Origin of the sequence: Bacillus sp. FSL W8-1143 (assembly GCF_037965155.1) — a bacterium.
In the GTDB taxonomy this organism is placed as follows: Bacteria; Bacillota; Bacilli; order Bacillales; family Bacillaceae; genus Bacillus; species Bacillus pumilus.
Genome location: NZ_CP150182.1, coordinates 2350085 through 2373283, shown reverse-complemented (window position 1 = coordinate 2373283; position 23199 = coordinate 2350085). Strand labels below are relative to the sequence as shown.

General features: G+C 39.4%; 25 protein-coding genes, 1 pseudogene and 1 other annotated feature. Of the genes and pseudogenes, 20 read left to right on the top strand and 6 right to left on the bottom strand.

Features of this window, described 5'->3' with window-relative positions; all coding sequences use genetic code 11:
- The 4 genes from NSQ36_RS12040 to NSQ36_RS12025 all read left to right on the top strand — a co-directional run bounded on the left by NSQ36_RS12040 (position 1) and on the right by NSQ36_RS12025 (position 2356).
- Positions 1-1149, top strand: a complete 1149-nt coding sequence (locus tag NSQ36_RS12040; RefSeq protein WP_003216259.1) for a bifunctional cystathionine gamma-lyase/homocysteine desulfhydrase — start codon at positions 1-3, stop codon at positions 1147-1149.
- Between the two features lie 72 nt (positions 1150-1221).
- Positions 1222-1452 (top strand): YrhC family protein, encoded by a 231-nt coding sequence (locus tag NSQ36_RS12035; protein WP_003216296.1) that lies wholly within the window; start codon positions 1222-1224, stop codon positions 1450-1452.
- A gap of 447 nt (positions 1453-1899) precedes the next feature.
- Positions 1900-2034 (top strand): YrzI family small protein, encoded by a 135-nt coding sequence (locus tag NSQ36_RS12030; protein WP_012010698.1) that lies wholly within the window; start codon positions 1900-1902, stop codon positions 2032-2034.
- A 166-nt stretch (positions 2035-2200) separates the two neighbouring features.
- On the top strand, positions 2201-2356 hold the full coding sequence (locus NSQ36_RS12025; protein ID WP_223251167.1) for a hypothetical protein: 156 nt from the start codon (positions 2201-2203) through the stop codon (positions 2354-2356).
- A 43-nt stretch (positions 2357-2399) separates the two neighbouring features.
- Here the strand turns inward: NSQ36_RS12025 and NSQ36_RS12020 are convergent.
- Positions 2400-2474, bottom strand: a pseudogene (locus NSQ36_RS12020) (YjcZ family sporulation protein); the annotation flags it as partial.
- Positions 2475-2791: 317 nt separating this feature from the next.
- Here NSQ36_RS12020 and NSQ36_RS12015 point away from each other — a divergent pair.
- The 5 genes from NSQ36_RS12015 to NSQ36_RS11995 all read left to right on the top strand — a co-directional run bounded on the left by NSQ36_RS12015 (position 2792) and on the right by NSQ36_RS11995 (position 8439).
- Entirely contained in the window at positions 2792-3394 is a 603-nt protein-coding gene (locus tag NSQ36_RS12015) for a class I SAM-dependent methyltransferase (protein ID WP_339207356.1), read from the top strand.
- Positions 3395-3793: 399 nt separating this feature from the next.
- Complete coding sequence (gene fdhA, locus NSQ36_RS12010) at positions 3794-5008, top strand: formaldehyde dehydrogenase, glutathione-independent (RefSeq protein ID WP_058014590.1); 1215 nt, start codon at positions 3794-3796, stop codon at positions 5006-5008.
- A 198-nt stretch (positions 5009-5206) separates the two neighbouring features.
- Positions 5207-6151, top strand: coding sequence for an ABC transporter ATP-binding protein (locus NSQ36_RS12005; RefSeq protein WP_050943692.1), 945 nt, complete (start codon positions 5207-5209; stop codon positions 6149-6151).
- Between the two features lie 52 nt (positions 6152-6203).
- On the top strand, positions 6204-7337 hold the full coding sequence (locus tag NSQ36_RS12000) for an ABC transporter permease (RefSeq protein ID WP_339205787.1): 1134 nt from the start codon (positions 6204-6206) through the stop codon (positions 7335-7337).
- Positions 7330-8439, top strand: coding sequence for an ABC transporter permease (locus NSQ36_RS11995; protein WP_339205785.1), 1110 nt, complete (start codon positions 7330-7332; stop codon positions 8437-8439). The genes NSQ36_RS12000 and NSQ36_RS11995 overlap by 8 nt, the downstream gene beginning before the upstream one ends.
- A gap of 132 nt (positions 8440-8571) precedes the next feature.
- Here NSQ36_RS11995 and NSQ36_RS11990 read toward each other — a convergent pair whose 3' ends face one another.
- On the bottom strand, positions 8572-9465 hold the full coding sequence (locus NSQ36_RS11990) for a LysR family transcriptional regulator (RefSeq protein ID WP_339205783.1): 894 nt from the start codon (positions 9463-9465) through the stop codon (positions 8572-8574).
- 138 nt (positions 9466-9603) lie between these two features.
- On the opposite strand from NSQ36_RS11990, the gene NSQ36_RS11985 reads away from it, so the two are divergent.
- The 5 genes from NSQ36_RS11985 (at position 9604) to NSQ36_RS11965 (ending at position 15826) form a co-directional block, all read left to right on the top strand.
- Positions 9604-11055 (top strand): alanine/glycine:cation symporter family protein, encoded by a 1452-nt coding sequence (locus tag NSQ36_RS11985; protein WP_189282661.1) that lies wholly within the window; start codon positions 9604-9606, stop codon positions 11053-11055.
- Positions 11052-12209 carry an iron-containing alcohol dehydrogenase gene (locus NSQ36_RS11980; RefSeq protein ID WP_339205782.1) on the top strand — a complete coding sequence of 386 codons (1158 nt, stop codon included), beginning with the start codon at positions 11052-11054 and terminating at the stop codon, positions 12207-12209. The genes NSQ36_RS11985 and NSQ36_RS11980 overlap by 4 nt, the downstream gene beginning before the upstream one ends.
- 164 nt (positions 12210-12373) lie before the next feature.
- Complete coding sequence (locus NSQ36_RS11975) at positions 12374-13123, top strand: SDR family oxidoreductase (protein ID WP_106032673.1); 750 nt, start codon at positions 12374-12376, stop codon at positions 13121-13123.
- Positions 13124-13200: 77 nt separating this feature from the next.
- Positions 13201-13442, top strand: a binding site (T-box leader).
- A 52-nt stretch (positions 13443-13494) separates the two neighbouring features.
- Positions 13495-14715, top strand: a complete 1221-nt coding sequence (locus NSQ36_RS11970; protein WP_327839428.1) for an MFS transporter — start codon at positions 13495-13497, stop codon at positions 14713-14715.
- Positions 14716-14785: 70 nt separating this feature from the next.
- Positions 14786-15826, top strand: a complete 1041-nt coding sequence (locus NSQ36_RS11965) for a 2,3-butanediol dehydrogenase (protein ID WP_050943700.1) — start codon at positions 14786-14788, stop codon at positions 15824-15826.
- A 156-nt stretch (positions 15827-15982) separates the two neighbouring features.
- Here NSQ36_RS11965 and NSQ36_RS11960 read toward each other — a convergent pair whose 3' ends face one another.
- Genes NSQ36_RS11960 through NSQ36_RS11945 form a run of 4 tightly spaced genes read right to left on the bottom strand, consistent with a single transcriptional unit; the run spans position 15983 to position 19049 of the window.
- A complete protein-coding gene (locus tag NSQ36_RS11960; RefSeq protein ID WP_339205779.1) occupies positions 15983-16696 on the bottom strand; it encodes an amino acid ABC transporter permease in 714 nt (237 codons plus the stop codon).
- A 12-nt stretch (positions 16697-16708) separates the two neighbouring features.
- Entirely contained in the window at positions 16709-17407 is a 699-nt protein-coding gene (locus NSQ36_RS11955) for an amino acid ABC transporter permease (RefSeq protein WP_137054937.1), read from the bottom strand.
- The gene (locus tag NSQ36_RS11950; RefSeq protein ID WP_050943703.1) at positions 17404-18264 is read right to left on the bottom strand and encodes an amino acid ABC transporter substrate-binding protein; all 861 of its coding nucleotides are present in this window, start codon (positions 18262-18264) and stop codon (positions 17404-17406) included. Before NSQ36_RS11950 ends, NSQ36_RS11955 begins: the two co-directional genes overlap by 4 nt.
- Positions 18261-19049 carry an amino acid ABC transporter ATP-binding protein gene (locus NSQ36_RS11945; RefSeq protein ID WP_080984734.1) on the bottom strand — a complete coding sequence of 263 codons (789 nt, stop codon included), beginning with the start codon at positions 19047-19049 and terminating at the stop codon, positions 18261-18263. Before NSQ36_RS11945 ends, NSQ36_RS11950 begins: the two co-directional genes overlap by 4 nt.
- A gap of 120 nt (positions 19050-19169) precedes the next feature.
- Between NSQ36_RS11945 and NSQ36_RS11940 the strand changes: the two genes are divergently transcribed.
- The 6 genes from NSQ36_RS11940 (at position 19170) to NSQ36_RS11915 (ending at position 23156) form a co-directional block, all read left to right on the top strand.
- Complete coding sequence (locus tag NSQ36_RS11940) at positions 19170-20333, top strand: acyl-CoA dehydrogenase family protein (protein WP_137054940.1); 1164 nt, start codon at positions 19170-19172, stop codon at positions 20331-20333.
- A 128-nt stretch (positions 20334-20461) separates the two neighbouring features.
- Positions 20462-21250 carry a BPU family class D beta-lactamase gene (blaBPU, locus tag NSQ36_RS11935; RefSeq protein ID WP_339205776.1) on the top strand — a complete coding sequence of 263 codons (789 nt, stop codon included), beginning with the start codon at positions 20462-20464 and terminating at the stop codon, positions 21248-21250.
- Between the two features lie 181 nt (positions 21251-21431).
- Complete coding sequence (locus tag NSQ36_RS11930; protein WP_339205774.1) at positions 21432-21734, top strand: hypothetical protein; 303 nt, start codon at positions 21432-21434, stop codon at positions 21732-21734.
- Positions 21735-21879: 145 nt separating this feature from the next.
- The gene (locus NSQ36_RS11925; protein ID WP_339205772.1) at positions 21880-22176 is read left to right on the top strand and encodes a hypothetical protein; all 297 of its coding nucleotides are present in this window, start codon (positions 21880-21882) and stop codon (positions 22174-22176) included.
- A 173-nt stretch (positions 22177-22349) separates the two neighbouring features.
- Positions 22350-22502: a hypothetical protein gene (locus NSQ36_RS11920; protein ID WP_339205770.1), complete on the top strand. Its 153-nt coding sequence runs from the start codon at positions 22350-22352 to the stop codon at positions 22500-22502.
- Between the two features lie 24 nt (positions 22503-22526).
- The gene (locus NSQ36_RS11915) at positions 22527-23156 is read left to right on the top strand and encodes a hypothetical protein (protein WP_339205768.1); all 630 of its coding nucleotides are present in this window, start codon (positions 22527-22529) and stop codon (positions 23154-23156) included.
- Positions 23157-23199 lie beyond the last annotated feature (43 nt).

The following is a 23199-nucleotide window of genomic DNA, read 5'->3' as shown; positions in this document are numbered from 1 at the left end:
ATGAAACGAAAAACAATGATGATACACAGCGGAACAACTGGTGATGAAAAAACGGGCGCTGTGTCTGTGCCGATATATCAAGTGAGCACATATAAGCAGCCGAAAGCAGGCGAACATACAGGATATGAATATTCAAGAACTGCGAATCCAACAAGAACGGCACTAGAAACCGTCATTCGTGACCTTGAAGGAGGAGCAAACGGCTACGCATTTGGTTCAGGAATGGCTGCCATTACGGCAGTGATGATGCTGTTTAACAGCGGAGATCATATTGTCCTGACAGATGACGTATACGGCGGAACGTACCGCGTCATCACAAAGGTACTCAACCGTATTGGCATTCAAGCGACCTTTGTTGACACAAGTGATCCTGAAGCAGTGAAAAAGGCGATTTTACCTGAAACAAAAGCGGTTTACATTGAATCACCAACCAATCCTTTACTGAAAATGACTGATCTCAAAGCGATCGGCCAATTGACAAAAGAAGCCAACATCTTAATGATTGTTGATAATACATTTTTCACACCTTATTTCCAAAGGCCGATTGAATATGGGGCGGACATTGTCCTGCATAGTGCCACTAAATATTTAGGCGGCCACAGTGATGTCGTAGGCGGGCTAGTTGTAACAGCGACGGAAGAGCTTGGGGAAGAACTGCATTTTGTTCAAAATTCTACTGGTGGAATTCTTGGACCGCAGGATTCATGGCTTCTCATGAGAGGAATCAAAACGCTTGGACTAAGAATGGAAGCACATCAGCAAAATGCACAGAAAATCGCTGAGTTTTTAGAACAACATCCAGCAGTCACACGTGTTTATTACCCAGGCCTTGATGCTCACCCTGGACATGAACTTGCAAAAACGCAAGCATCAGGCTACGGCGGCATGATCTCTTTTGACATTGGAAAAGAAGAACATGTCGATGTGTTTTTAAGTCAGCTTAAGCTGTTTACGATCGCAGAAAGCCTTGGAGCGGTTGAAAGCTTAATCTCTGTTCCTGCTCGAATGACTCATGCGTCCATTCCAAAAGACCGCCGCGAGGAGCTTGGCATCACTGATGGGCTAATTCGTATATCCGTCGGGATTGAAGATGTGGATGATTTACTGAATGATATGAAGCAGGGACTAAACGCACTAGTGAATGGATAGATTTACATGCTACTACCTTTCTTTTACTATGTTAAGCTATCAATAGACATGTTAAACAGGAAGGTGATTCAAGTGAAGAAAAAGTGGAGTGGTTTAGTGACAGATTACAAGCAGTACGCTTTTATTTTGCTTGCTGTCAGCACCTTTTTATATATTGGTACGATCATACCAAGCCAACACATCGAAGCATCTCCAAAAATGCTGATGATGGGAATTGATTGTATTTTCTTATTAGCAGCTTTTCTTTGTGTGAGACGTGCGATCTTTTTTCAAAAGAAACTGCAAGAACTAGATGAAGATTAATTCGAAAAGTCTCCTCATATACGTGAGGGGGCTTTTTTGATTGTATTGGACAATCGGACAAGAATAAATGTAGAAATTTAGTCAAACACACAAAAATCATCTATTTTACTAAAAACAGGTTTACAAAATGGTGCTTGCTGGATATACTAACAAAGTAATTAAAAACGTAAAGGAGGCTGAAGAATATGTTATTCGTATCTACTTGTGAACAATTCAACCAACAATTTCATCATGTCATCAGCCTGTGGAAGAGCTCGTGTCCTTCCTTTACCTTATACGGTGCACACGCTTCAAAACTGTTAAAGTAAACGAGGATTTTACGTATCATCCATTGCAGGTTGGAAGACACTGTCTTTTGATCTGCATTTTTGTGTGCCCACAGGTCAACTGACAAAGAAGATCTGCGGGCTATTTCGCGTGCTGCGAACTGAAGGGAGGTGAGCGTATATGACAATCCATTTATTTTTTATCACATTGACGATCCGACGAAAATACAAAGACATTGAAACAGTTCTTTATGAACAACAAGTCGAAACATTTTATGAAGAAATGAAGCAGAAACAACTAAAGTACATGAACTAAAATACGAAAAGAAAAATGCGAAAAGGAGGAGATTGACATGTTTATGATGCTTGCAATACTTGATTGTTATACTATGGAGAAGGACCAGGTTTAGACACGCTCCACATTGATCATCTGCACATATGATATCCGTAAAAGGAGATTGTGAGGTGATCAACGAATGTCGATGTCACCATATATGAGGTTTCCGTCAGTGGGGCACGGATATGCATCCATTCCGCATTCCTTAAAGCATGGATACGGTAATCCGTACCGAATGCAAAGAGAGCAAGAGGAAATGCTCAGACAATATATGTATCAGTATCGAGCTTATTGGTATTAAAGAAAAGGAGCAGGAAACGTTATCGTTTCCTGCTCCTTTTACATTAGCAAATCCAGCTTGCACCGATGATGATCAACAAAATGAACAGTACAACAAGCAATGCGAATCCGCCTGCAAAGCCGCCACCGTAACCACCGCAGCCTCCAGCATAACCTCCACCAAAGCCCATAATCTAGCACCACCTTTATCTAATCAAGATACATTCATAAAATATGCAGCTCATGCAGAAAACGAAATCAATCTGAGCACAATTAATGAAAACGCCTATTCGGATTAAATTTTTTGAAGTTCTGCGAAACATTTTCTGAAAAGATGCCGTCTAATCAATAACAAATGATTAGGACTAGGTCTTAAACTTTGTTAGGTGTGAGCCGATATGAAAAGTAAGAAAATTCGTAAATAGTTTTATTTACTGGTGCAAAGCAGGTGTTAACATTGATTCAAAGCTGGATTGGAAAACAAATGAGGGAACCAAAAGGCTTGTTCTCAAAATGGGTTGCCCGCTATATGGAAAAAAATCATCATGATATCAATGAATGGACGATTCAACTCTTAAATATACAAGAAAATGACCGGATTTTAGAAATCGGTACTGGAAGAGGCATGACATTATCGAAGGTAGCAGAGAAACTTGATCGCGGTAAAGTATATGGAGTGGATGCCTCTCGTCATATGATCAAATATGCAAAAAGAAAACATAAGAAGCTTGTGGAACAGGATAAAGCCGTTGTGACTCTTGGTAAAGCCGAGCATTTACCTTTTGAAGACAGATCATTCAATAAATTATTTACGGTGCAGACCATTTATTACTTGAAGGATATTGAGCAAGTCATGAAGGAAGTGTACCGCGTTCTTCAAGTGGATGGAGAAGTATTCTTATCATTCCAACAGCAGGAACTGATGAAGGAACAAAAGCGGTCACATTCTTTTTCATCGTATAGTGAACAAGAGATCAGCCGCCTATTTTCAGCGTATCACTTTAGAGAAGTTTCGGTTTATCACTATGATACATACATCTGTATCAAAGCGTTAAAATGATGAAAATATTTCCCAGGTAATGAACAAGCATTCTAAAAGAGGCTCTTCGTGAGAGGAGCTTCTTTGCGTGTCATTGAATCATGTTTGAGCGAATTAAAAAAAGTCTCTTCATCAGAAGAGACTTTTGTATATGATGTAGGCGCCAGCCAGGTGTGTAAGGAATGATAGTATATATAAGGAATTTGTTTGTCGATTAAGGATACCTGTCTGGCTTATTTATTATATCGACACCGTTCTTCAAAAGTTTAGCTTTTTTTTCAATATTTTCTTTTTTATTTGACTGGAAGATACATTTTTCGCTTTTTTTTATCAATTGTGCCATTTGGGGCAGGGAATTGCTTCAGAAGTAGAGAAAATTGTAGAGACTTCATTTTTAAACAAAAAGGGAGGAATGAAAATATGTCGGGAAACAAAGGTGTCGTTTATAAAGGAGCAGGAAATGTAGCAGTTGAGGATATTGGATACCCTGATTTGATTTTAAGAGATGGCCCGGGTGTACCGAAAGCCAATGTGGGGCGCAAATGTGAGCATGGCGTCATTTTAAAAGTAGTGACGACGAATATTTGCGGAAGTGACCAGCACATGGTGAGAGGTCGTACCACTGCGCCTGCAGGACTAGTCCTTGGTCATGAAATTACAGGTGAAGTCGTTGAGGTTGGACGAGATGTGGAGTTTATTCAAAAAGGAGACCTTGTGTCCGTTCCCTTTAATATTGCTTGCGGACGATGCGTCATGTGTAAGGAACAAAAAACCCATGTGTGCTTAAATGTAAACCCGGACCGTCCAGGCTCTGCCTATGGATATGTCGATATGGGCGGATGGGTTGGCGGCCAATCCGAGTACGTCATGGTGCCGTATGCAGATTTCCAGCTGCTGAAATTTCCAGACAAAGATCAAGCGATGGAAAAAATACTTGATCTGACGATGCTTTCCGATATTTTCCCGACAGGTTTTCACGGTGCATATTCGGCTGGAGTAAAGCCTGGTTCAACCGTATATATTGCCGGTGCAGGGCCAGTAGGTCTTGCCGCAGCGCATTCCGCTCAGCTTCTTGGCGCTTCTACGGTCATTGTCGGTGATTTGAATGAACAAAGGCTGGAGCAGGCCAGAAGCTTTGGCTGTGAGACGATCAATTTAAGAAAACATGATCGAATCGGCGAACAAATCACCAATATCTTAGGAGAGCCAGAAGTAGACTGTGCCGTCGATTGTGTCGGCTTTGAGGCTTCAGGTCATGGAGATCAAGGAGAAGCGCCTGCAACCGTTTTAAATACAATTATGGATATTACCAAAGTTGGCGGTAAACTCGGAATCCCAGGGCTTTACGTCACAGAAGACCCAGGTGCAGTGGATGCTGATGCAAAAGTTGGATCACTGAAAGTGCGAATTGGACTCGGCTGGGCAAAAGCCCATACCTTTGTGACAGGCCAAACCCCTGTCATGCAATATCACCGCAGTCTAATGAAATCCATTTTAAGCGGAAGAGCACAAATCGCCAAAGCGGTGAATGCAACCGTCATTAACCTTGATCAAGCCCCTCAAGGATACAGCGACTTTGATTCCGGTGTAGCGAAGAAATTTGTCATTGACCCGCATGGGATGATTTCTAAATAATGAATCAATGAGAATAATCGAAAAAACTTACGGGAGATTATATCCTGTAAGTTTTTTTATGTTCTATTTTAAAATGACCTGTACTATTCTCCTGCAATACATCTCATGTTAAAATATATGAATTGGAAAAATTATTCTAAAGTTGAAGTTCATACCAGATAATTTAATTGATATTAAATGACTAGGGAGAGGTATTGATTGCTAAACGTACACAACATCAAGAAATATTATGAAGATAAACAGGTATTAAAAGGGATAACCTTTCACTTAAAAAAAGGAGAATCTTTTGGACTATTAGGTCCGAATGGTGCGGGGAAATCCACATTGATTGGCATCTTGACAGGGCTGATTCATGCCACAAGCGGCACCATAACGATTGAAGGTATAGATGTAAAAAAAGAAACAAAAAAGGCGCAGCAAATGATAGGAATTGTTCCGCAAGAGATCGCTTTATATTTACATTTGACAGCAAAAGAAAATTTAATGTTTTGGGGGAGAATGTATGGACTCAAAGGAAAAGAGTTGAAAAGCAGAGTACAAGAAACACTTGAGCTAATTGGTCTTAAAGATAGAGCAAATGATCAAGTGAAAGTATTCTCTGGAGGAATGAAAAGAAGAGTAAATATCGGTTGCGCGATATTACATCAACCAAAACTATTAATCATGGATGAGCCTACTGTAGGCATAGATCCCCAATCTAGAAGTCATATATTAGAAACAGTTAAGACATTAAATGGAGAAGGAATGACCATTATATATACTAGTCATTACATGGAAGAAGTTGAATTTTTATGTGAAAGAATGGCCATTATGGATCATGGGTCTATCATCGCTTTAGGGGATCAGCATGAATTAAGTGAGCTTGTCGGAAATCAAAGAGAAATTGTTTTGACCATAAAATGTGAACATGGACAAAATGATATAGATCGAGTGCGTCAATTCATACATGAAGTCGACCCTTTAAAGGAAATCGACGTTCAAGGAAATCAAATGAAAATATTTGATCAACATCCTCAGCAATTATTAAGTCATCTCATTCAAGGTGTGACCGCATTAAATATTCAAATTATTTCAGCAGAAATCGTAGAACCAAATTTAGAAAATGTCTTTTTGTATTTAACTAGTAAAAATTTGAGGGATTAGACTGTTTAGAGGTGAACACATGAGCATCTGGGTTGTACTAAAAGATCTATTATTGTTTTTTAGAGATAAGAAAAGCTTTTTTACACTTTTTTTTATGCCTATTATATTGATTGCTATTTTAGGTGCAGCATTTGGAGAGAATATGAAGCAAGAAAGTGAAGTCAGCATCAATTCATTTCGTGTAGGAGTTACAGATCAAGATAAGTCCGCTACAAGTAAAATGTTTCTATCGACATTGTCTAAGAATGAGCTCAGTGACATCATTGATGTAAGGGTCATCTCCAAAGATCAGCTAGAGAAAGATTTAAATAATAGAGAAATCAAAGTGGGCATCATCATCAAGCCAAATTTTGAAAAAAGCCTATTAAATCACGATCATGTGCAATTGAATATTTTGAAAGGGCCTAATTCAGCCTTACAAGAAATGGTCTTAGAAAATGTGGTTCTACAATTCTTTCAAAATTATCATATGAATCGTATTCTGATGCCATTAAATCAAGGTGAAGAAGTGGAGATCGTGTCTGATCAACTGAAAAAAGAACTGGTGAACGAGAGGAATATTCATATCAACAGCCAGCCGATTACGTCTTTCCAGTACTATGCAGGCGGGATGGGTGTTCTCTTTTTATTAATGACTGTTGTTTTCTTAGTTGGAAGTATGATAGAGGAAAGAGAGGAAGAGGTTTATAAAAGGTTAGTTGTATCAAAATTAAGCAATACTAATTACATCGTTGGGAAGTTATTGGGTATTGTTTTGATGAGTATGATTCAACTTGCGGTCATTATTTTATTTACTAGCTTTGTCTTTAAGGTGAACTGGGGAGAGCCTTTTAGTGTTTTCATGATAGGATGCAGTTTTATAGTTAATGCTGCGGGCTTCGGGGTGCTGATTGGTTCTTTTATCAAAAGGGAAAAAACGTTTAACAGTGTGGGGATTTTAGGCACTCAATTGTTAGCTGCTTTAGGTGGAAGTATGGTTCCCTTATACTTATTTCCACAATGGTTGATCAACATAAGCTATTTCTTGCCTAATTCTCTTGCACTTCAAATGTTTTTGAAAAGTATGGCAGGTGCTGATTTTAGTGAAATTCAAAGTGGATTATTACTTAGCTGTGGGATGGGACTTGCTTTCTTCATCATTGCTTTATTAAGAATGTCTTTTGAAAGGAAGCATCGTTATGCATAAAATATTAGCCATTATAACGTTAAAGTTAAAAGAAACATTAAAGTCTCCATTGACCCTCATTTTTTTATTTGTTATGCCAATCGTATTTAGTTTTATTTTTGGAAGTACGGCATCTGATACAAAGAAACCTATAGTTGCTTTTATTCAAGAGCATAGTGATGGTAAACTGAATCAAGAAATTTTTCATATCCTTGAAAAGAACACTAAATTTCATTGGATAAAGACGACTGAAAGCGAAGCAAAAGATTTAGTTTATGATGAAAAGGCAGTTGCGTCAGTTAAAGTCGCAAGCCAATTAAAAGAAAATAAAGAGATTTTTGATGTGACAGTTTATAAGAAAACTGAGGAATATGCAGTCTTATCTCCCTATTTAAAAGAGACAGCGGCCATCATTTATCAAATCAATCAGGGGGTGAAAGAGCAGAAAAGTGTTTCTCTCATCAATGCTTTGAACAAGTTAAATGAATCTGGCACCATTTCATTGGTTGAAAAAAAACAAGATAGCCAAGCAAGCCAGCATCCAAATTTAATACCGCTTGGCTTTACCATCATGTTTATGATGTTTGCGATCTCAAGCTCGGCATCCTCTATTCATCTGGAATATAAAGATTATACATGGCAAAGATTGCTTTCAGGTCCCATCCAGAAAATATCTGTGCTATTGGGGTATTTCATAGCTTATTTTCTTCTTGGATGGATACAACTGGGTGTCCTTCTGACCATCTTATCAATATTCTTCAATGTATACTTAGGAAACTTTATGCTTATTTTAGTGTTTGGATCATTTGTTATAGGGCTTGTTGTGAGTTTAGGTTTTATGATTGCAACCTTATCTCATACAAAAAAGCAAGCTGAAGTATTTAGTGCAATTATCATTGTAGGAACTTGCATGCTAGGGGGTATTTATTGGCCATTAGATATCGTTCCAGACATTATGAAGAAAATCTCGTTGGCTATACCTCAAACATGGATGATGTCTGGTTTTGGTGAGATGATGAGCGGTACTGTCAATTACTCAATCTTATTATTAGACATAACAATTTTAGCTGCGTTTACGATTGTTTTTATGGTGATTGGTTTGAAAAATATACGATCCTATTAATCTCTTTGCATGAAATTACTTTTATCATTTAGAAAGCTTAAGCCCTCTATATAGCTATAGAGGGTTTTTATATACAATAACTCTTCAGTATTTTGGAGGCGGGGCAATGAAAGAAATAGAAAAATGCTCATATTACCCGTTTAGAAGGATATAATCCTCTGTTAAATCCACAAATGCCTTTAAAGCAGGGGACATCCATTTGTTTTTATGCCAAAATAGTTGGATTTTCGTCGTGAAACTGGGTTCCACCCAATTGATTTTGATGATATTGCCTTCTGCAATTTCTCTTTTTACTGAAATTTCGGGAAGTACAGCGATTCCTAAGCCTGCCATTACACATTTTTTTATGGCTTCTACATCTGCTAATTCTAGTTTACTTCTCGGTTTTGCTCCCGCTTGTGTTAATGAATGTTCAAAGGCGTAGCGATAATCACAGTCTTCAGTTAACAACAATCTTTGCTCGTTCAAATCAATTGGATATATTTTTTGTTTTTTGCTCAAAGGATTTGTTGGGCAGCATACAATGGCCATCGGTTCATCTTTTAATTCTTTTACAAGTAAATGTGAGGATACTACAGGATTCATGGATAATAAAGCGACATCAATTTGTCCTTCTAATAATAGATTTAGAACATCCTTTTCCGCTATTCCTGGGCGGAAGATCAGTTCGACTTTTGGATACTTTGTTTGAAAGTCCGTTAAAATGTGAGGAAGCCGGTAGGTGCATTGTGTTTCAGATGCACATATTCTCAAAATGCCGCTTGGCTCATTCATTCCGCCAACAGCCTCTAATGCTTCCCCTGTTAAGCCTAAAATTTTATCCGTATAATGTTGAAATTGTTTGCCAGCTTCTGTTAAGATCACCCTTTTTCCAAGCCTTTCAAATAGAGGGGTTCCTAGCTCTTCTTCTAATGCAACAATATTTGCTGTGATGCTAGATTGAGCATAACCAAGCATTTGTGCAGTTTTTGTAAAGTTTAATACTTTTGATGCTGTTTGGAACATCATCAGTTGTTTGATCTCCAACTTCAAGCCTCCCTAAATCGGACCAGCCGATTGATATCATCAGAAAACCTCTATAGATTGATCATAACATTTTTACTATCATAAAAGTAAGCGCTTGCAAGTTGTGTTATTTCAAATATTCAGATTTGCAAAGGGGAGATGGCTTTGTTTGAAATGATTGTCAATTCAGTGAATGATTTTTTATGGACATATATTTTAGTAGTCATGTTAATCGGCATAGGAATTTACTTTACAGTGAGAATGAAATTTATGCAAATTGTCTTACTAAAAGAGATTTTCCGTTCTATTTTTGAAAAAGCGCCCAAAACCAAAAAGGGAAGTCATGAAATTTCCTCTATGCAAGCTTTTTTTATTGGAGCTGCTACAAGAATTGGTACTGGAAATATGGCAGGCGTAGCCATTGCCATCACAGTGGGCGGTCCAGGAGCTATTTTTTGGATGTGGTTTGCGGCCGTTTTAGGGGGGGCTTCTGCGTTTGTTGAAAGTACACTAGCTCAAATCTATAAGATTAGAACAAATGATGGATTTAAAGGGGGACCAGGCTACTATATTCAAAAGCAATTCGGAATGAAGTGGCCAAGCAGGATTTTTGCCTTTTCTGTTATTCTTAGTTTCGGCTTAATTTTTAACGCTGTACAAACGAATACAATTACAAATGCCTTTCAATATTCATTTGGGATCAGCCCAATTGCCATGGGGCTATTTGTCACAATTTTTACTGCTTGCATCATTTTTGGTGGTGTCAAGCGAATCGCTAATTTTACACAAATCATTGTGCCAATTATGTCGGCATTTTATATCATTTTAGCACTTTATGTGATTGTCACAAATATCGGTGCTGTACCCGCGGCATTAACAAGTATTATGAAAAGTGCGTTTGGGTTAGAGCAAATCGTTGGGGGCGGGATTGGTGCTGCGATAATGAACGGTGTAAAACGTGGGCTCTTTTCCAATGAAGCAGGAATGGGAAGTGCTCCAAATGCCGCTGCTGCCGCTAATGTTTCGCATCCAGTAAAACAAGGGTTTGTTCAATTATTAGGTGTATTTTTTGATACATTAGTTGTTTGTAGCTGTACTGCCTTTATTATTATGCTATCGACAGTAGAAACAGCTGGTGAATTATCTGGTATCGAAATTACACAAGCAGCAATGGCACAGCATTTTGGATCTTGGGCTAGTATTTTCTTAGCATTTGCTATATTTACTTTTGCTTTTAGTTCTATTGTAGGTGGCTACTATTATGGTGAAGCCAATATCGGTTTTATCCATAAAAGTGTAACAGCGCTATTGATGTATCGAATTATGGTATTAATGATGATCATGTTTGGGGCTGTGGCCAACATACAAATCGTTTGGACGTTGGCCGACTTGTCGATGGCCATTATGGCAATTGTCAACTTGATTGCGATTGCAATTCTAGGCAAGTTCGCTTTTGCCGCTTTGGATGATTACATTCAACAAAGATTGTTAGGCAAAGATCCTGTCTTTTATGCATCTAGCATACCAGGTTTAAAAGAAATAGAATGGTGGGGAGCAGAAAAACAAACTGCTAACTCCATAAACACAAATGAAGGAGTAGAAAAATCATGATGAATTTTGAATATCATTGCGAAACAAAAATGATGATGGGGACTGGTCAATCAAAAGAAATCGGATCTATAGTAGAAGATATTGTATTGCCAGGTGCCACAGTTATGCTGGTGACGGACTCTGGTGTGAAGAGCGCAGGGCTCGTTCAGCCTATTGAAGCGTATTTGCAGGAAGCTGGTTATTCTGTCGTTGTATTTGATCAAGTATCTCCAAATCCTAGAGATAGTGAATGTCTAGCTGGTGCAGAGCTCTTTAGAAAAGAACAAGCATCAGCGGTCATTGCGATTGGTGGCGGAAGTCCAATGGATACGGCGAAAGCGATTGCTTTATTAGGTCCAAATGGCGGCATTCCTGAAGATTATATATCAGGGAAGAAGGCGTATGCTAATCTATCTCCATTAATTTGTATCCCAACAACGGCTGGTACTGGTTCTGAGGTGACCCGTTCATCTGTCATTACGTTAGCTGCTTCACATAAAAAAATCACATTAAAGCATGGCTTGCTTCGGCCAACCATTGCGATTTTAGATCCTGCTCTTACATTGACGGTGCCAAAAGGCATAACAGCCGCAACAGGCGTGGATGCATTGGTACATGCTATTGAAGGCTATTCATGTAAAGTAACAAATCCTATTTCAAAAGCAATGGGTGCAAGTGCAATGGAGACAATTGTGAAATACTTACCGGCAGCATATGAAGATGGCTCTGATATAGAAGCAAGATATAAAATGCAGGAAGGTAGTTTACTAGCCGGCTTATGCTTCGGTTCAGCCGATGTCGCAGCCGTTCATTGCTTAGCAGAAGCACTTGGTAGTCTTTATGATACACCTCATGGTATCGCAAATGCGGTATTTTTGCCTTATGTTATGCAATTCAATGCAGTCGAAAACAAGGTATTACACGCAGAGCTTGCCAAAATAATGAGCTTTGCAGATAAAACGGATTCAGATGATGTGGCGATTCAAAAATTAATTGATGGCATGTATACATTCACAAAAAATTTAGGTATTCCAGCACTAAAAGATTTATCTTATGTAAAAGAAGAGGATTTTGAAAAAATGGCTGAATTAGCAGAACAAAACGGCTCTACATCAAGTAATGTTCGTACTGTTACGAAAGCCGACTACTTAGATATTTTAAAGGCTGCTTTTTAAAATCACCATATAGAAAAATAGAATCAATGAATTCCAAAGAAACACCCTCTTCATGACACGATCACTTGGAGGGTGTTCTTTTATGTTTCATGTGGCTAGGTATCGTCTATATATGAGTGGTATGATAGACGACAACATCTGATGGAGAAAGGGTTGGATAAACAATGAAATTTCACAATAAAACCGTTATCATCACAGGCGCAGCCAATGGAATTGGTGAAATGATCGCCTGGGGCTATGCAAAAGAAGGAGCACGAGTGGTGCTTGCGGATATAGATGAAGAAAAGGGTAAGCGCTTAGAGGAAGAGCTAAAAAAAGAATCATTAGAAGCTTATTTTAAGAAAACGGATGTGAGGCAAGAAAAGGAGATTCAGCAGTTCATGTCGTTTGCGGCGGAGCGCTGTAAAACGATTGATATTCTCATTAATAATGCTGGTGTCATGTGCACAGTATCGCCTTATGAATTAACGCTTGATGAGTGGGATCGTGTGTTACAGACGAACCTAAGAGGGACTTTTTTATGTGCAAGAGAAGCAGCACGTTATATAAAAGAGAATCCAAAAGGCGGTTCTATTGTGAACATTTCATCCACCCGCGCGACCATGTCAGAGCCTCATACAGAAGCATATGCCGCATCAAAAGGCGGAATATCTGCGCTGACTCATGCCTTAGCGGCTTCTTTTAGTTCGGATCATATCACGGTGAATAGCATTTCACCTGGATGGATTGAAACGAAGGATGAGGAGAATCTTCGAGAGATCGATCACCAACAGCATCTTTCCAATCGAGTCGGCACGCCAAAGGATATTGTGAAGGCCTGCTTTTATTTAACCGATGAGGAGAATCAATTTGTGACCGGCACAGATTTAGTCGTTGATGGCGGCATGACCAGAAAGATGATCTATGCTGATTAACTTGAAAAAACATTGACGCTTTGATCAAGGCGCAGTACAATATGTAACAATTCAACTGAAGATCGTGATGAAATAAAGACATAGCGCAAATAGAGAAGAGTACATCATGAGCTGCCCCGCACAGAGAACTCCGTGAAGCTGAGAAGGAGCCGGGCAGCATGATGGAACCAAGCCTCTTAGCTCTGCACCGGATTCCTTCAGATGATGGTGCAGCGATATTCTCCCGTTACAGAGATGGGTTCATGATGACCTGCTAAGGTTCATCTGGCAACAGATGAATAAACTGAGGTGGCAACGCGGAGTAAATCCCGTCCTCAAGACAGAAATGTCTTGGGGGCGGGATTTTTTTATGACAAATAGGGGGAAAAGTGATGAAAAAACATTGGCGGGATATGAGTTTGCTGCTTGGAGCCATCGGAATTGCGAACATAGGAGAATGGATTTATATGATTGCTCTCCATCTGCTCATTTTTCAAGAAACGGGCTCTGTGCTGGCTGTAACAGCTGTCTATATGCTGAGACCGGCTGCGGCTCTTTTGACAAACAGCTGGTCTGGCAGTTTGATTGACAGGCTGAATCAGCGGAAAGTGATGATCAGCTTAGATATCAGCCGAGCTATCCTGATCGCATGCATACCCTTTGCGTTATTTTCAGGACATCTGCTCATCCTGTATGTGATGGTGTTTCTCATTCAAATGGCACAAGCGATGTTTCATCCAGCGTCGATGGTCTATATGACAGGATTGATCCCGGCGAATAACCGAAAACGGTTTAATGCTATTCGCTCATTATTACAATCGGGTGGGTTTTTACTTGGCCCCGCTGCAGCAGGTCTGCTTTTTTTAGTCGGTACACCTGTTTTTTCAATTTATATAAATGCGATCTGCTTGTTGGTATCTGCTCTATTAACAATGTGTTTACCGAATTTGCTCAAACAAGATGCTGGCCAAAAGGGTTTTACCCTTTCAATGTTAAAAGAGGATGCGAGGCTTGTTCTTCGATTTAGTTTGACATCACGCCAAATTATGGCGGTGTATTTATTGTTTAGTGCCGCTATCACGGTACTTCCTACTGCCATAGACTCTCTTGAAACAGCCTTTGCAAAAGAAGTGCTTCTGCTAACTGATACACAATATGGTCTTCTTGTGAGTATAGCTGGGGCAGGCATTATCGCAGGCGCAGGTCTCAATTCGGTGATTGTGGAGAGGCTGCCTGTTTCGATCATGCTTGGGATTGGCAGTTTGTTGGTGGCATGTGGCTATCTCATTTATGCTTTTTCCAGCACATTGTTTATAGCCGCTGTTGGATTTTTTATATTAGCATTCTTTTTAGCATTTGCGAACACAGGTTTTATGACTTTCTATCAAACGAATATTCCGATAGAGGTGATGGGGAGGGTAGCCAGTTTTTATGCTTTAGTTGAAGCCATTCTGACGATCATGCTGACAGGTGTCTCTGGTGGGCTTGCACATGTTTTATCAATCCGAACCTCCGTTGTCACCGGGAGTCTATGTATGCTTCTTGTCTGTTTATTGCTATGTTTTGTCATCTTTCGTCCATTGACTGGCAAAAAGATAGTGCATCCTACTTAGAAAATTAAAAAAATTATGTTATGATTATTTAAGTAAGTTAATTAAATTGATGAGAAAAGGAGTCTTACACATGAAAGCACTACGCTGGCACGATCAAAAAGACATTCGACTAGAGGAAATTGATGAACCAAAAGTTGCTCCAGGAAAAGTGAAACTTAAAGTGAAATGGTGCGGCATTTGTGGTAGTGATTTACATGAATATCTAGGAGGACCTATCTTCATTCCAGTGAATGAACCTCATCCACTGACAAAAGAAAAAGCACCTATTACACTGGGGCATGAATTTTCTGGTGAGGTTGTTGAAGTAGGAGAAGACGTCAGCAATTACAAAGTAGGCGACCGAGTGGTTGTTGAGCCTATTTTTGCAACTCACGGACATCAAGGTGCTTACAACTTAGATGAAAACATGGGCTTTTTAGGACTTGCCGGAGGCGGCGGTGGATTCTCTGAATATGTATCTGTCGATGAAGAATTACTTCATTTATTACCAGACGAAATTTCATATGAGCAAGGGGCACTTGTAGAGCCTTCAGCAGTTGCTTTATATGCCGTTCGTTCTAGTAAAGTACAAGCTGGCGATACAGCGGCTGTGTTTGGTTGCGGACCAATTGGCTTGCTTGTTATTGAAGCATTAAAAGCAGCTGGTGCTACTGATATTTACGCAGTAGAATTATCTAAAGAACGCCAAGAAAAAGCGAAAGAGCTTGGAGCGATCATTGTTGATCCTTCTCAATATGAAGATGTTGTTCAAGAAATTGCACGCCGTACAAACGGTGGCGTCGATGTTTCTTTTGAAGTGACAGGTGTACCTGTTGTATTGAAGCAAGCAATCCAATCAACTAGAATTTCAGGTGAAACAGTCATTGTAAGCATTTGGGAAAAAGGCGCAGAAATTATGCCAAATGACATCGTCATTAAAGAACGTACAGTTAAAGGGATCATCGGCTATAGAGACGTATTCCCATCTGTATTAAACTTAATGAGAAAAGGCTATTTCTCTGCTGATACACTCGTTACGAAAAAAATCAAGCTTGACGATGTAATCGAGGATGGCTTTAATGCATTAATCAATGAAAAAGATCAAGTGAAAATTTTAGTTAGTGCTGAATAGTAAGACAACGAAGGGGAATGGCAAAAGCCATTCTCTTTTCTATTCATAGTGATCAATCAATGGAAAGAGCAGGACAATTTCCTTTAACACACTTAAAAAAAGGTGAATAAATGGATCAAAAAAAGTCGATCAGGTTCTCGTGCCTGATCGACTTTTTTATCGTCCAAGAGATCTTCCGTACACGCTGACTCGTTTCTCTAACAAGGCAAAAGCGAGTTCAAAGAAAATGCTCAGCAGCCAATAGATCAAAGCAGAGACGAGATACGTTTCTAAAAACTGATAGCCGTCGTTCGCAATGATTCGGGAAATCCCCATGATCTCAAGTACTCCAATCGTAAACGAAAGAGAGGTGGCTTTTAATAGCTGAATGAGCTGATTGCCTAAGTTTGGCAGGGCTACCACAAATGCCTGCGGCAAAATAATGCGCATCATCGCTTGGCGTGTCGTCATCCCCACAATTTTTGCCGCTTCAAGCTGTCCTTTGTCTACCGCAAGAAGTGCACTCCGAACGACCTCTGTTAAATGGGCGGCTGAATGGAGGCTGAATGTAATAAGGGCAACAGCTAATGGGGAGACCATATCTGGATGAAAGGTCAGCCCGAATGTACCGCTCACTTTGGTTAGAACAAAAGGAAGTCCATAAAAGAAAGCGAACAACTGAACAATAAGAGGCGTTCCTCTAAAAAAGGAGACATAGAGCGTCACAAGCTGCCTGAGTACAGGAATGCGGAAGAGACGAATGAAAGCAAAAACAGATCCAATCATCAGGCTTACAGCCATGGAAACGAGTGCAATCAATAATGTAAAAGGAACGCCTTTTAGAATATGAGATACTTGGTCAATCGCAAATGGAATATCAATGGTTTGCATCAAATCGCCTCCTTAACGTGACAGGCTGGTGCGGCCTTTTACAAATTTTCTTTCAAGCAGCATGGTGATCAGTTCAATACTCATGCAAATAAGCCAATACACAATCGCAATGATTACATACACCTCAAACAGACCGATTCCGTAGTTATTTCCTAAAATGATCTTCACCTGTCCCATGATATCAATGAGTCCGATTGTAAAGGCAATAGCTGTGTCTTTGACGAGATCAATGGTGTAATTTCCGAGGTTCGGCAGTGCAATGAGAAAGGCCTGCGGGATAATGATCCTAATCAACGCTTGTGTATCTGTCATCCCAACAATGTAGGCTGCCTCAAGCTGATCCTTCCCGACAGATGAATACGCACTGCGAAAAACTTCAGATAAATAAGCGCCCGTATGTAAAGAAAACGTCATCATCACAAATAGCACACGATCCCAATGATTGATTTGAATCCCTGCCACAAGCAAAAGCTGAGGCAGTCCAAAATAAATCAAGAAAAGCTGAACAATTAAAGGTGTACTCCGTGTAAAAGATAAATAAATAACAGCCAATTGCTTCAGCACTGGGATTTGCTTGATACGAATACATGCAAATAGCAAGCCGATGATGATGGCAAAAAACAATGACACGATAATAATGAGAAAAGTGAGTGGCAGGCGTTCAAGCACCTGTAAAAAAATGCGCAGCCAATCTCCAGCTGTAAACGTCATGACGCTTCATTCCTTCCTTCATTTTGATCGCCTTGCTCTGAGATGTCATCAATATCTTGAAAGAAATCAATCCCAAACCACTTTTTCGCCAGCTTAGGCAGTGTTCCATCATCAATCATCTCTTGTGTGATCCGGTCCAAATCTTTTGCAAGCTTCTTCTCGCTTGGCTGTAAGACAAGATAGATAGGCTCCTTTGACACAATGCCGCCAACTTTGACCTTTAGGTTTAAATGCTTTTGAATGGTATCAAAGGTTGAAATGTTCATAAATGCTGCATCGGACCGTCCGCTTTCAACGCGCTTTAAGTTAAGCTCATTTGAAGGGCTCTCAATAGTCGTCAGCGGAATATCCGGATCATGCTCTTGATTATATTGATTTAATATCGAACGCAAGCCTCCGCTAGGGCTGACAGGAGCCAGCTTTTTAGATGTCATATCATCAAGCGATCGAATCTCTTTGTCTGATTCATTCACAATTAAACCTGTCATCGAATAACCATACGGAACCTTAGGGTAAAGGAAACGCTTTTCACGTTCAGGATTACTAAAAAACCAATTAGCCGCCATTTCAAACTTCCCTGCGCCTACACCAATTAAATTCGATTCTTCCTCGCCAAAAATGTAATCAAAATGTACGTGAGGAAGTCTTTTTTCCACTTCATTTAAATAATCAATGTTATAGCCAATTGGTTCGTTTCGGTCATTTGTTGCTAAAAAGGGTGGATTGACCTCTGCACTTAGTGCGACTTTTACAATTTTTCTACCATCATCTGTCGTGGTTTTCACACTGCTGCAGCCCATCAGAGAAAGAAAAAGCAGAAGGACACCGGACATCATGAATGCTGTCTTTTGTTTCATTTGTCTTTCTCCGATTCTTGCCACATGCCGCGATGAATTCTTGATAAAAATTGTTTCGTTCGTTCATGCTGTGGCTTCAATAGGACGTCTTCTGGTGAGCCTTTTTCAACGATTTCGCCATCTGCCATAAAGATCACCGTATCCGCCACGTCCTTTGCAAAAGAAATTTCATGCGTCACAATGACCATCGTCATGCCTTGACTTGCAATATCTTTGATCATTTCTAGAATTTCTCCTACCATCTCTGGGTCCAGTGCCGACGTAGGTTCATCAAACAAAAGCAATGAAGGGTTCATCGCAAGAGCGCGGGCTATGCCAATTCGCTGCTGCTGACCGCCGGACAATTCACTCGGAAATGCATCTTTTTTATGAAGCAGTCCAATCCGCGTTAAAAATTGCTCCCCGACCTTTTCAGCTTCTTTTTTAGACATGTTTTGAGACACGATCAATCCTTCTGTAATATTTTCAAGTGCTCGTTTATTCTGAAACAAGTGATAATGCTGAAACACCATGGAGGATTGCTGCCTGAGTTTTAGCAGATCTTTTTTATGATATCGTTCAAATTGAATCGTGGCTTCACCAACCGTCAGCTCACCTTTGTCTGGAATATCGAGGCTGTTTAAGCTGCGAAGAAGTGTTGTTTTTCCTGACCCGCTCGGTCCAATAATGGCGACCACTTCACCTTCTTGTACGGTGAAATCAATGCCTTTTAACACATGGGTCTGCCCATAAGATTTATGTAGATTAGTAGCTGAAATCATAAAAGCATCACGTTCCTTTGACATATGTACTTAATATTGATAAAATTTAACACATTAAATCCTATAAGTAAAGTGTGTTTTATTTATTCCGATTGGAAAAATCAGATATGATAGATTGTGAGATATAGAGGAGTTGGATACGTTTTGTCTAAAGCATTATTTGTCGATACCGATTTTCAAAAAACATGGCTCAATCAACTAGAATCTCTTCGTGAAACGATCGAACAAACGGCAAAAGAACATGATGAAGGCGCTTATTTTCCTGAAAAAAATATTGAATCATTAGTAGAGATGGGCTATACGACGTTGTCTCTTCCTGCTGAATACGGAGGCGGAGGTCAATCTGTGAAGGATATGGTTCTGTTTCAAGAGACGCTCGGCAGTATGGACGGAGCGACCGCTTTATCAATCGGCTGGCACCAAGGGGTTGTAGGCGAAATTTACGAAAAGAAACAATGGAATGAGCAGCAGCTGCAATTCTTTGCGGAAGAAGTGAAGAAGGGCGCCCTTGTCAACCGTGCCGTGAGCGAGGCGCAGACAGGCAGTCCAACAAGAGGCGGGAAGCCTGGGACAACAGCCACTAGATCAGGTAATGAGTGGATCATCAATGGACGTAAAATTTTCACAACGATGTCACCGGCACTTACATACTTTTTAGTCGGCGTATGGATCGAGGAAAAAGAGGCCATGGGCTTCTTCTTAATTCACCGTGAGACAGAAGGTGTTTCAATAGAAGAAACGTGGAATGTTGTGGGCATGAGAGGAACTGAAAGTCATGATTTAATCTTAGATCAGGTGAAGGTTTCAGATGACATGCTTGTGGAGGTGCAAAAAGGGCCGCGGGGTGTTACGCTAAATCCTTGGATTGCACATATTCCTTCCTGCTATTTAGGGATTGCGCAAGCGGCAAGAGACTATGCTGTTCAGTATGCCATCACCCACTCACCGAACAGCATCAGCGGAACGATTAGTGATCTGCCAAATGTCCAAACACTGATTGGCGAAATCGACTTACTATTAAAGCAAGCACGCCACGTCATCTACTCAACGACCACTTTGTATGAAAAGCCAGAAAAAAGAGAGCTGTTAATCAATGAATTTGGTGCTGTGAAGCATACCGTCGTTAATCATAGTTTGCAAGTTGTCGATAAAGCTATGCGTTTAGTGGGTGCGAAAAGCTTAAGCCTAGACTGTCCACTGCAGCGTTACTATCGAGATATTCGTGCCGGGCTCCATAACCCGCCAATGGACGATATGACGATATCAAAAATGGCGAAACAGGCCATTCAAGAGAAAAAAGAGAGCTAATATATAGAGCAAAAAGCCGGATATAAACCGGCTTTTTTTATTTGAAAGAAAAGAGGACAAGCGTACCTTATGTCCCATCGCTTAAACATGCTACAATCATGGCAATCATGGGAAAAGGAGCGATTGTTTTGAAGAAAAAGTATATAAAACGGCTGTTTTCTAGCATCATGCTGATGGCACTTTGTATCAGCCAGCCTTCATCAACTGAAGCAAGATCACCAGCGTGGTCAGTAGATGAATTCTTTAAAAATCTGGAAGGCACGTTTGTGATTCAAGAAGTAAAAGAAAAGTCTCCTTGGGTGTATAACAAAAATAGAGCGAAAGAGCGCTTTGCACCTCAATCGACATTTAAGGTAGCAAATGCCTTAATCGGACTCCAAACAGGCGCAGTGAGAGATGAATACGACATCAAATATTGGGATGGCGTAAAAAGAGAGATTGACAGCTGGAATAGGGATCATACATTAGGATCTGGCATGAGAGATTCAGTCGTCTGGTACTATCAAGCCATGGCGCGTGACATTGGAGAAGAACGCATGAATCATTGGGTGAAAGCCATTCATTATGGGAACAAAGACATATCTGGCGGAATCGATCAATTTTGGTTAAGCAGTACCCTGCGAATTTCTCCAATCGAACAAGTTCGTTTCCTCAAACAGCTATATGAAGAGACTCTTCCATTTGACCTAACTGTTATGAGAACAGTCAAACGAATGATGGTACAAGAAGAAGAGAAACACGCCACCCTATACGGAAAAACAGGCTCCGGCTCCGGCATTGGCTGGTACGTAGGCTTCATCAAACATGAAAACAAAACCTACATCTTTGCCACAAATATCGAAGGCACCGGAATAGAAGCAAAAGAAATCACCTATCGCATTTTGAAAAAATATCATTTGATGGAAGCATCCGTTTAGGGTGCTTTTTTACAATTGAAAAAGGGGATATATTGATAAGTTGATGATATATGGTTTAGTTTGAAAGTGTGATATATTTATAGAAAAATATTGAAATTGACTAGAAATAAAATATCTCTTCTTAAGCAATTATTTAGGAGATACAAGAGGTAGAATTTTTAACAAAATTAAATTGAGTGTTTTGACCAAAGAATCTATCGCAGATATCGAAAAAGATACAACAAATAAGTTGATTAAAATCTCATTAGGAGGCTTAGAAGAAGTGTATTTGAAAAATATACAATTAATGTCAGATGATGATCATGGGAACTTAGCAAGCCAATCCCTTTGTGTGACAGAAATGTTTTTATGGGAATTAGGGAAAAGAATTCAAACGAAAGATTGTGAGGCCATTGTTTTGATATGTGGCTCATTTAAAGACTACAAATTAATGAGTACCTCAAAAGAAGAACCTAACATGTTATTTTTTAAAAAATACCTATGAGCTAGAAGTACCCCTCAGTTATAGTGAATTTGAAAATGCAGTAAATAAGAAAGAGATCTTAGCTGATACTTTAGAAAAAGCGATGCTCTATCTATGTGAACTGAAAAATTGGGACAGTCAGCTAGTCAAAGCGGCATTTCAAAAAATGAAAGAAAAGGAATATAAAGCGGAGATAAAAGGAAAACAAACAAAATTAAGTCCAGATAAAAAAAAGAAAGCATATCCTCTGATCGAGTTAGATTTAAATCAGTTTACTCTCTATCTTGTCATTGAAGACAATAAAAGAAAGATCTTATCTAAAAAATTAATTGCTAAAACCGATACTTATTTAGAAGAAATTTCTTATCACATGCGAGAGCTTAAGTGGCTAACTGATCATGAGGTGGCACTATTCAAACATACAAATAAACCTGTTTATACAAGTATACGTTTATCGAAATAAAGCCACATGAGAATAGCATAACACTTGGGGAAATCAAGAACGCAATATATAAAGGAGTGTATTTCAAATGGGTTTTTGGGAAGAAGAACATAAGAAAAGAACATCATTATTGGTGATGAAGATTAGATAATTTTGAAGAATCGTCTGAACCAGGGAGAAAATCATTACCAGAAATGATTGATTTAGACGATTTGATAGAAGAGTGGCTGCCGGGAATGATAGAAAATGGAATCAATCCTTCCATTTTCTATAATCCAAATGACTCGGTTTCAATTGAAATTCAAACATTAAAAGAAGATATAGAGGAAGAATTAAAAAACTACTAGTTCGACAAGAGTGGAGGTAGTTGTTTGAAACGGCTTGAAGACTTATTTATTCGTTCAGAAAAAGAATTCAAATTCTATCAGAATTTAGTAGACAATGTGTTTGACACAAATAAGATGCTGCCACAACAAGTCTTCCGGAAGACATTTGATTGTTTTTTGTTTCAAGAGTTTGATTGGGCATTGAGTGATGATATTTTACCAACCATTAAAGAGTTATCAACTGTTACACAAGATAGAGAATTTTTAACTGCAGTCCTTCAACCAGATCCAGCAAAATATTATTTGAAGGAATTTGGGTATTATAATTGGCTGAAAGCGAGTGTGGATATTACAGGTGAGGATTATGTAAATGCACTATGGATGCACCCAAAAGAGTCTATAGCAGATGATATCATAACGAATTCGTACATAGTGGTCTGGTTATCGTATTCTTTGCAGTGGGCGATTTGGGCAGATAGGGATATGGAAATTTGTATCATAGGGATGTTATCAGCAAAAGATTCTGTGAAAAATAGGTTATTAAAAGAAGGGTGGAAACCAATGGATCACCCTGTTTTAGCAAATTGGCTTGAAGGATTATTGAAGGGTCAAAAAACATTCAATGACTATTACACCCAAATGCTTTCTCATTATGCGTCATGTTACAAGCGGTGAAATGGAGTATCAATGACTGATGATAGATTTACCCGAAGATATG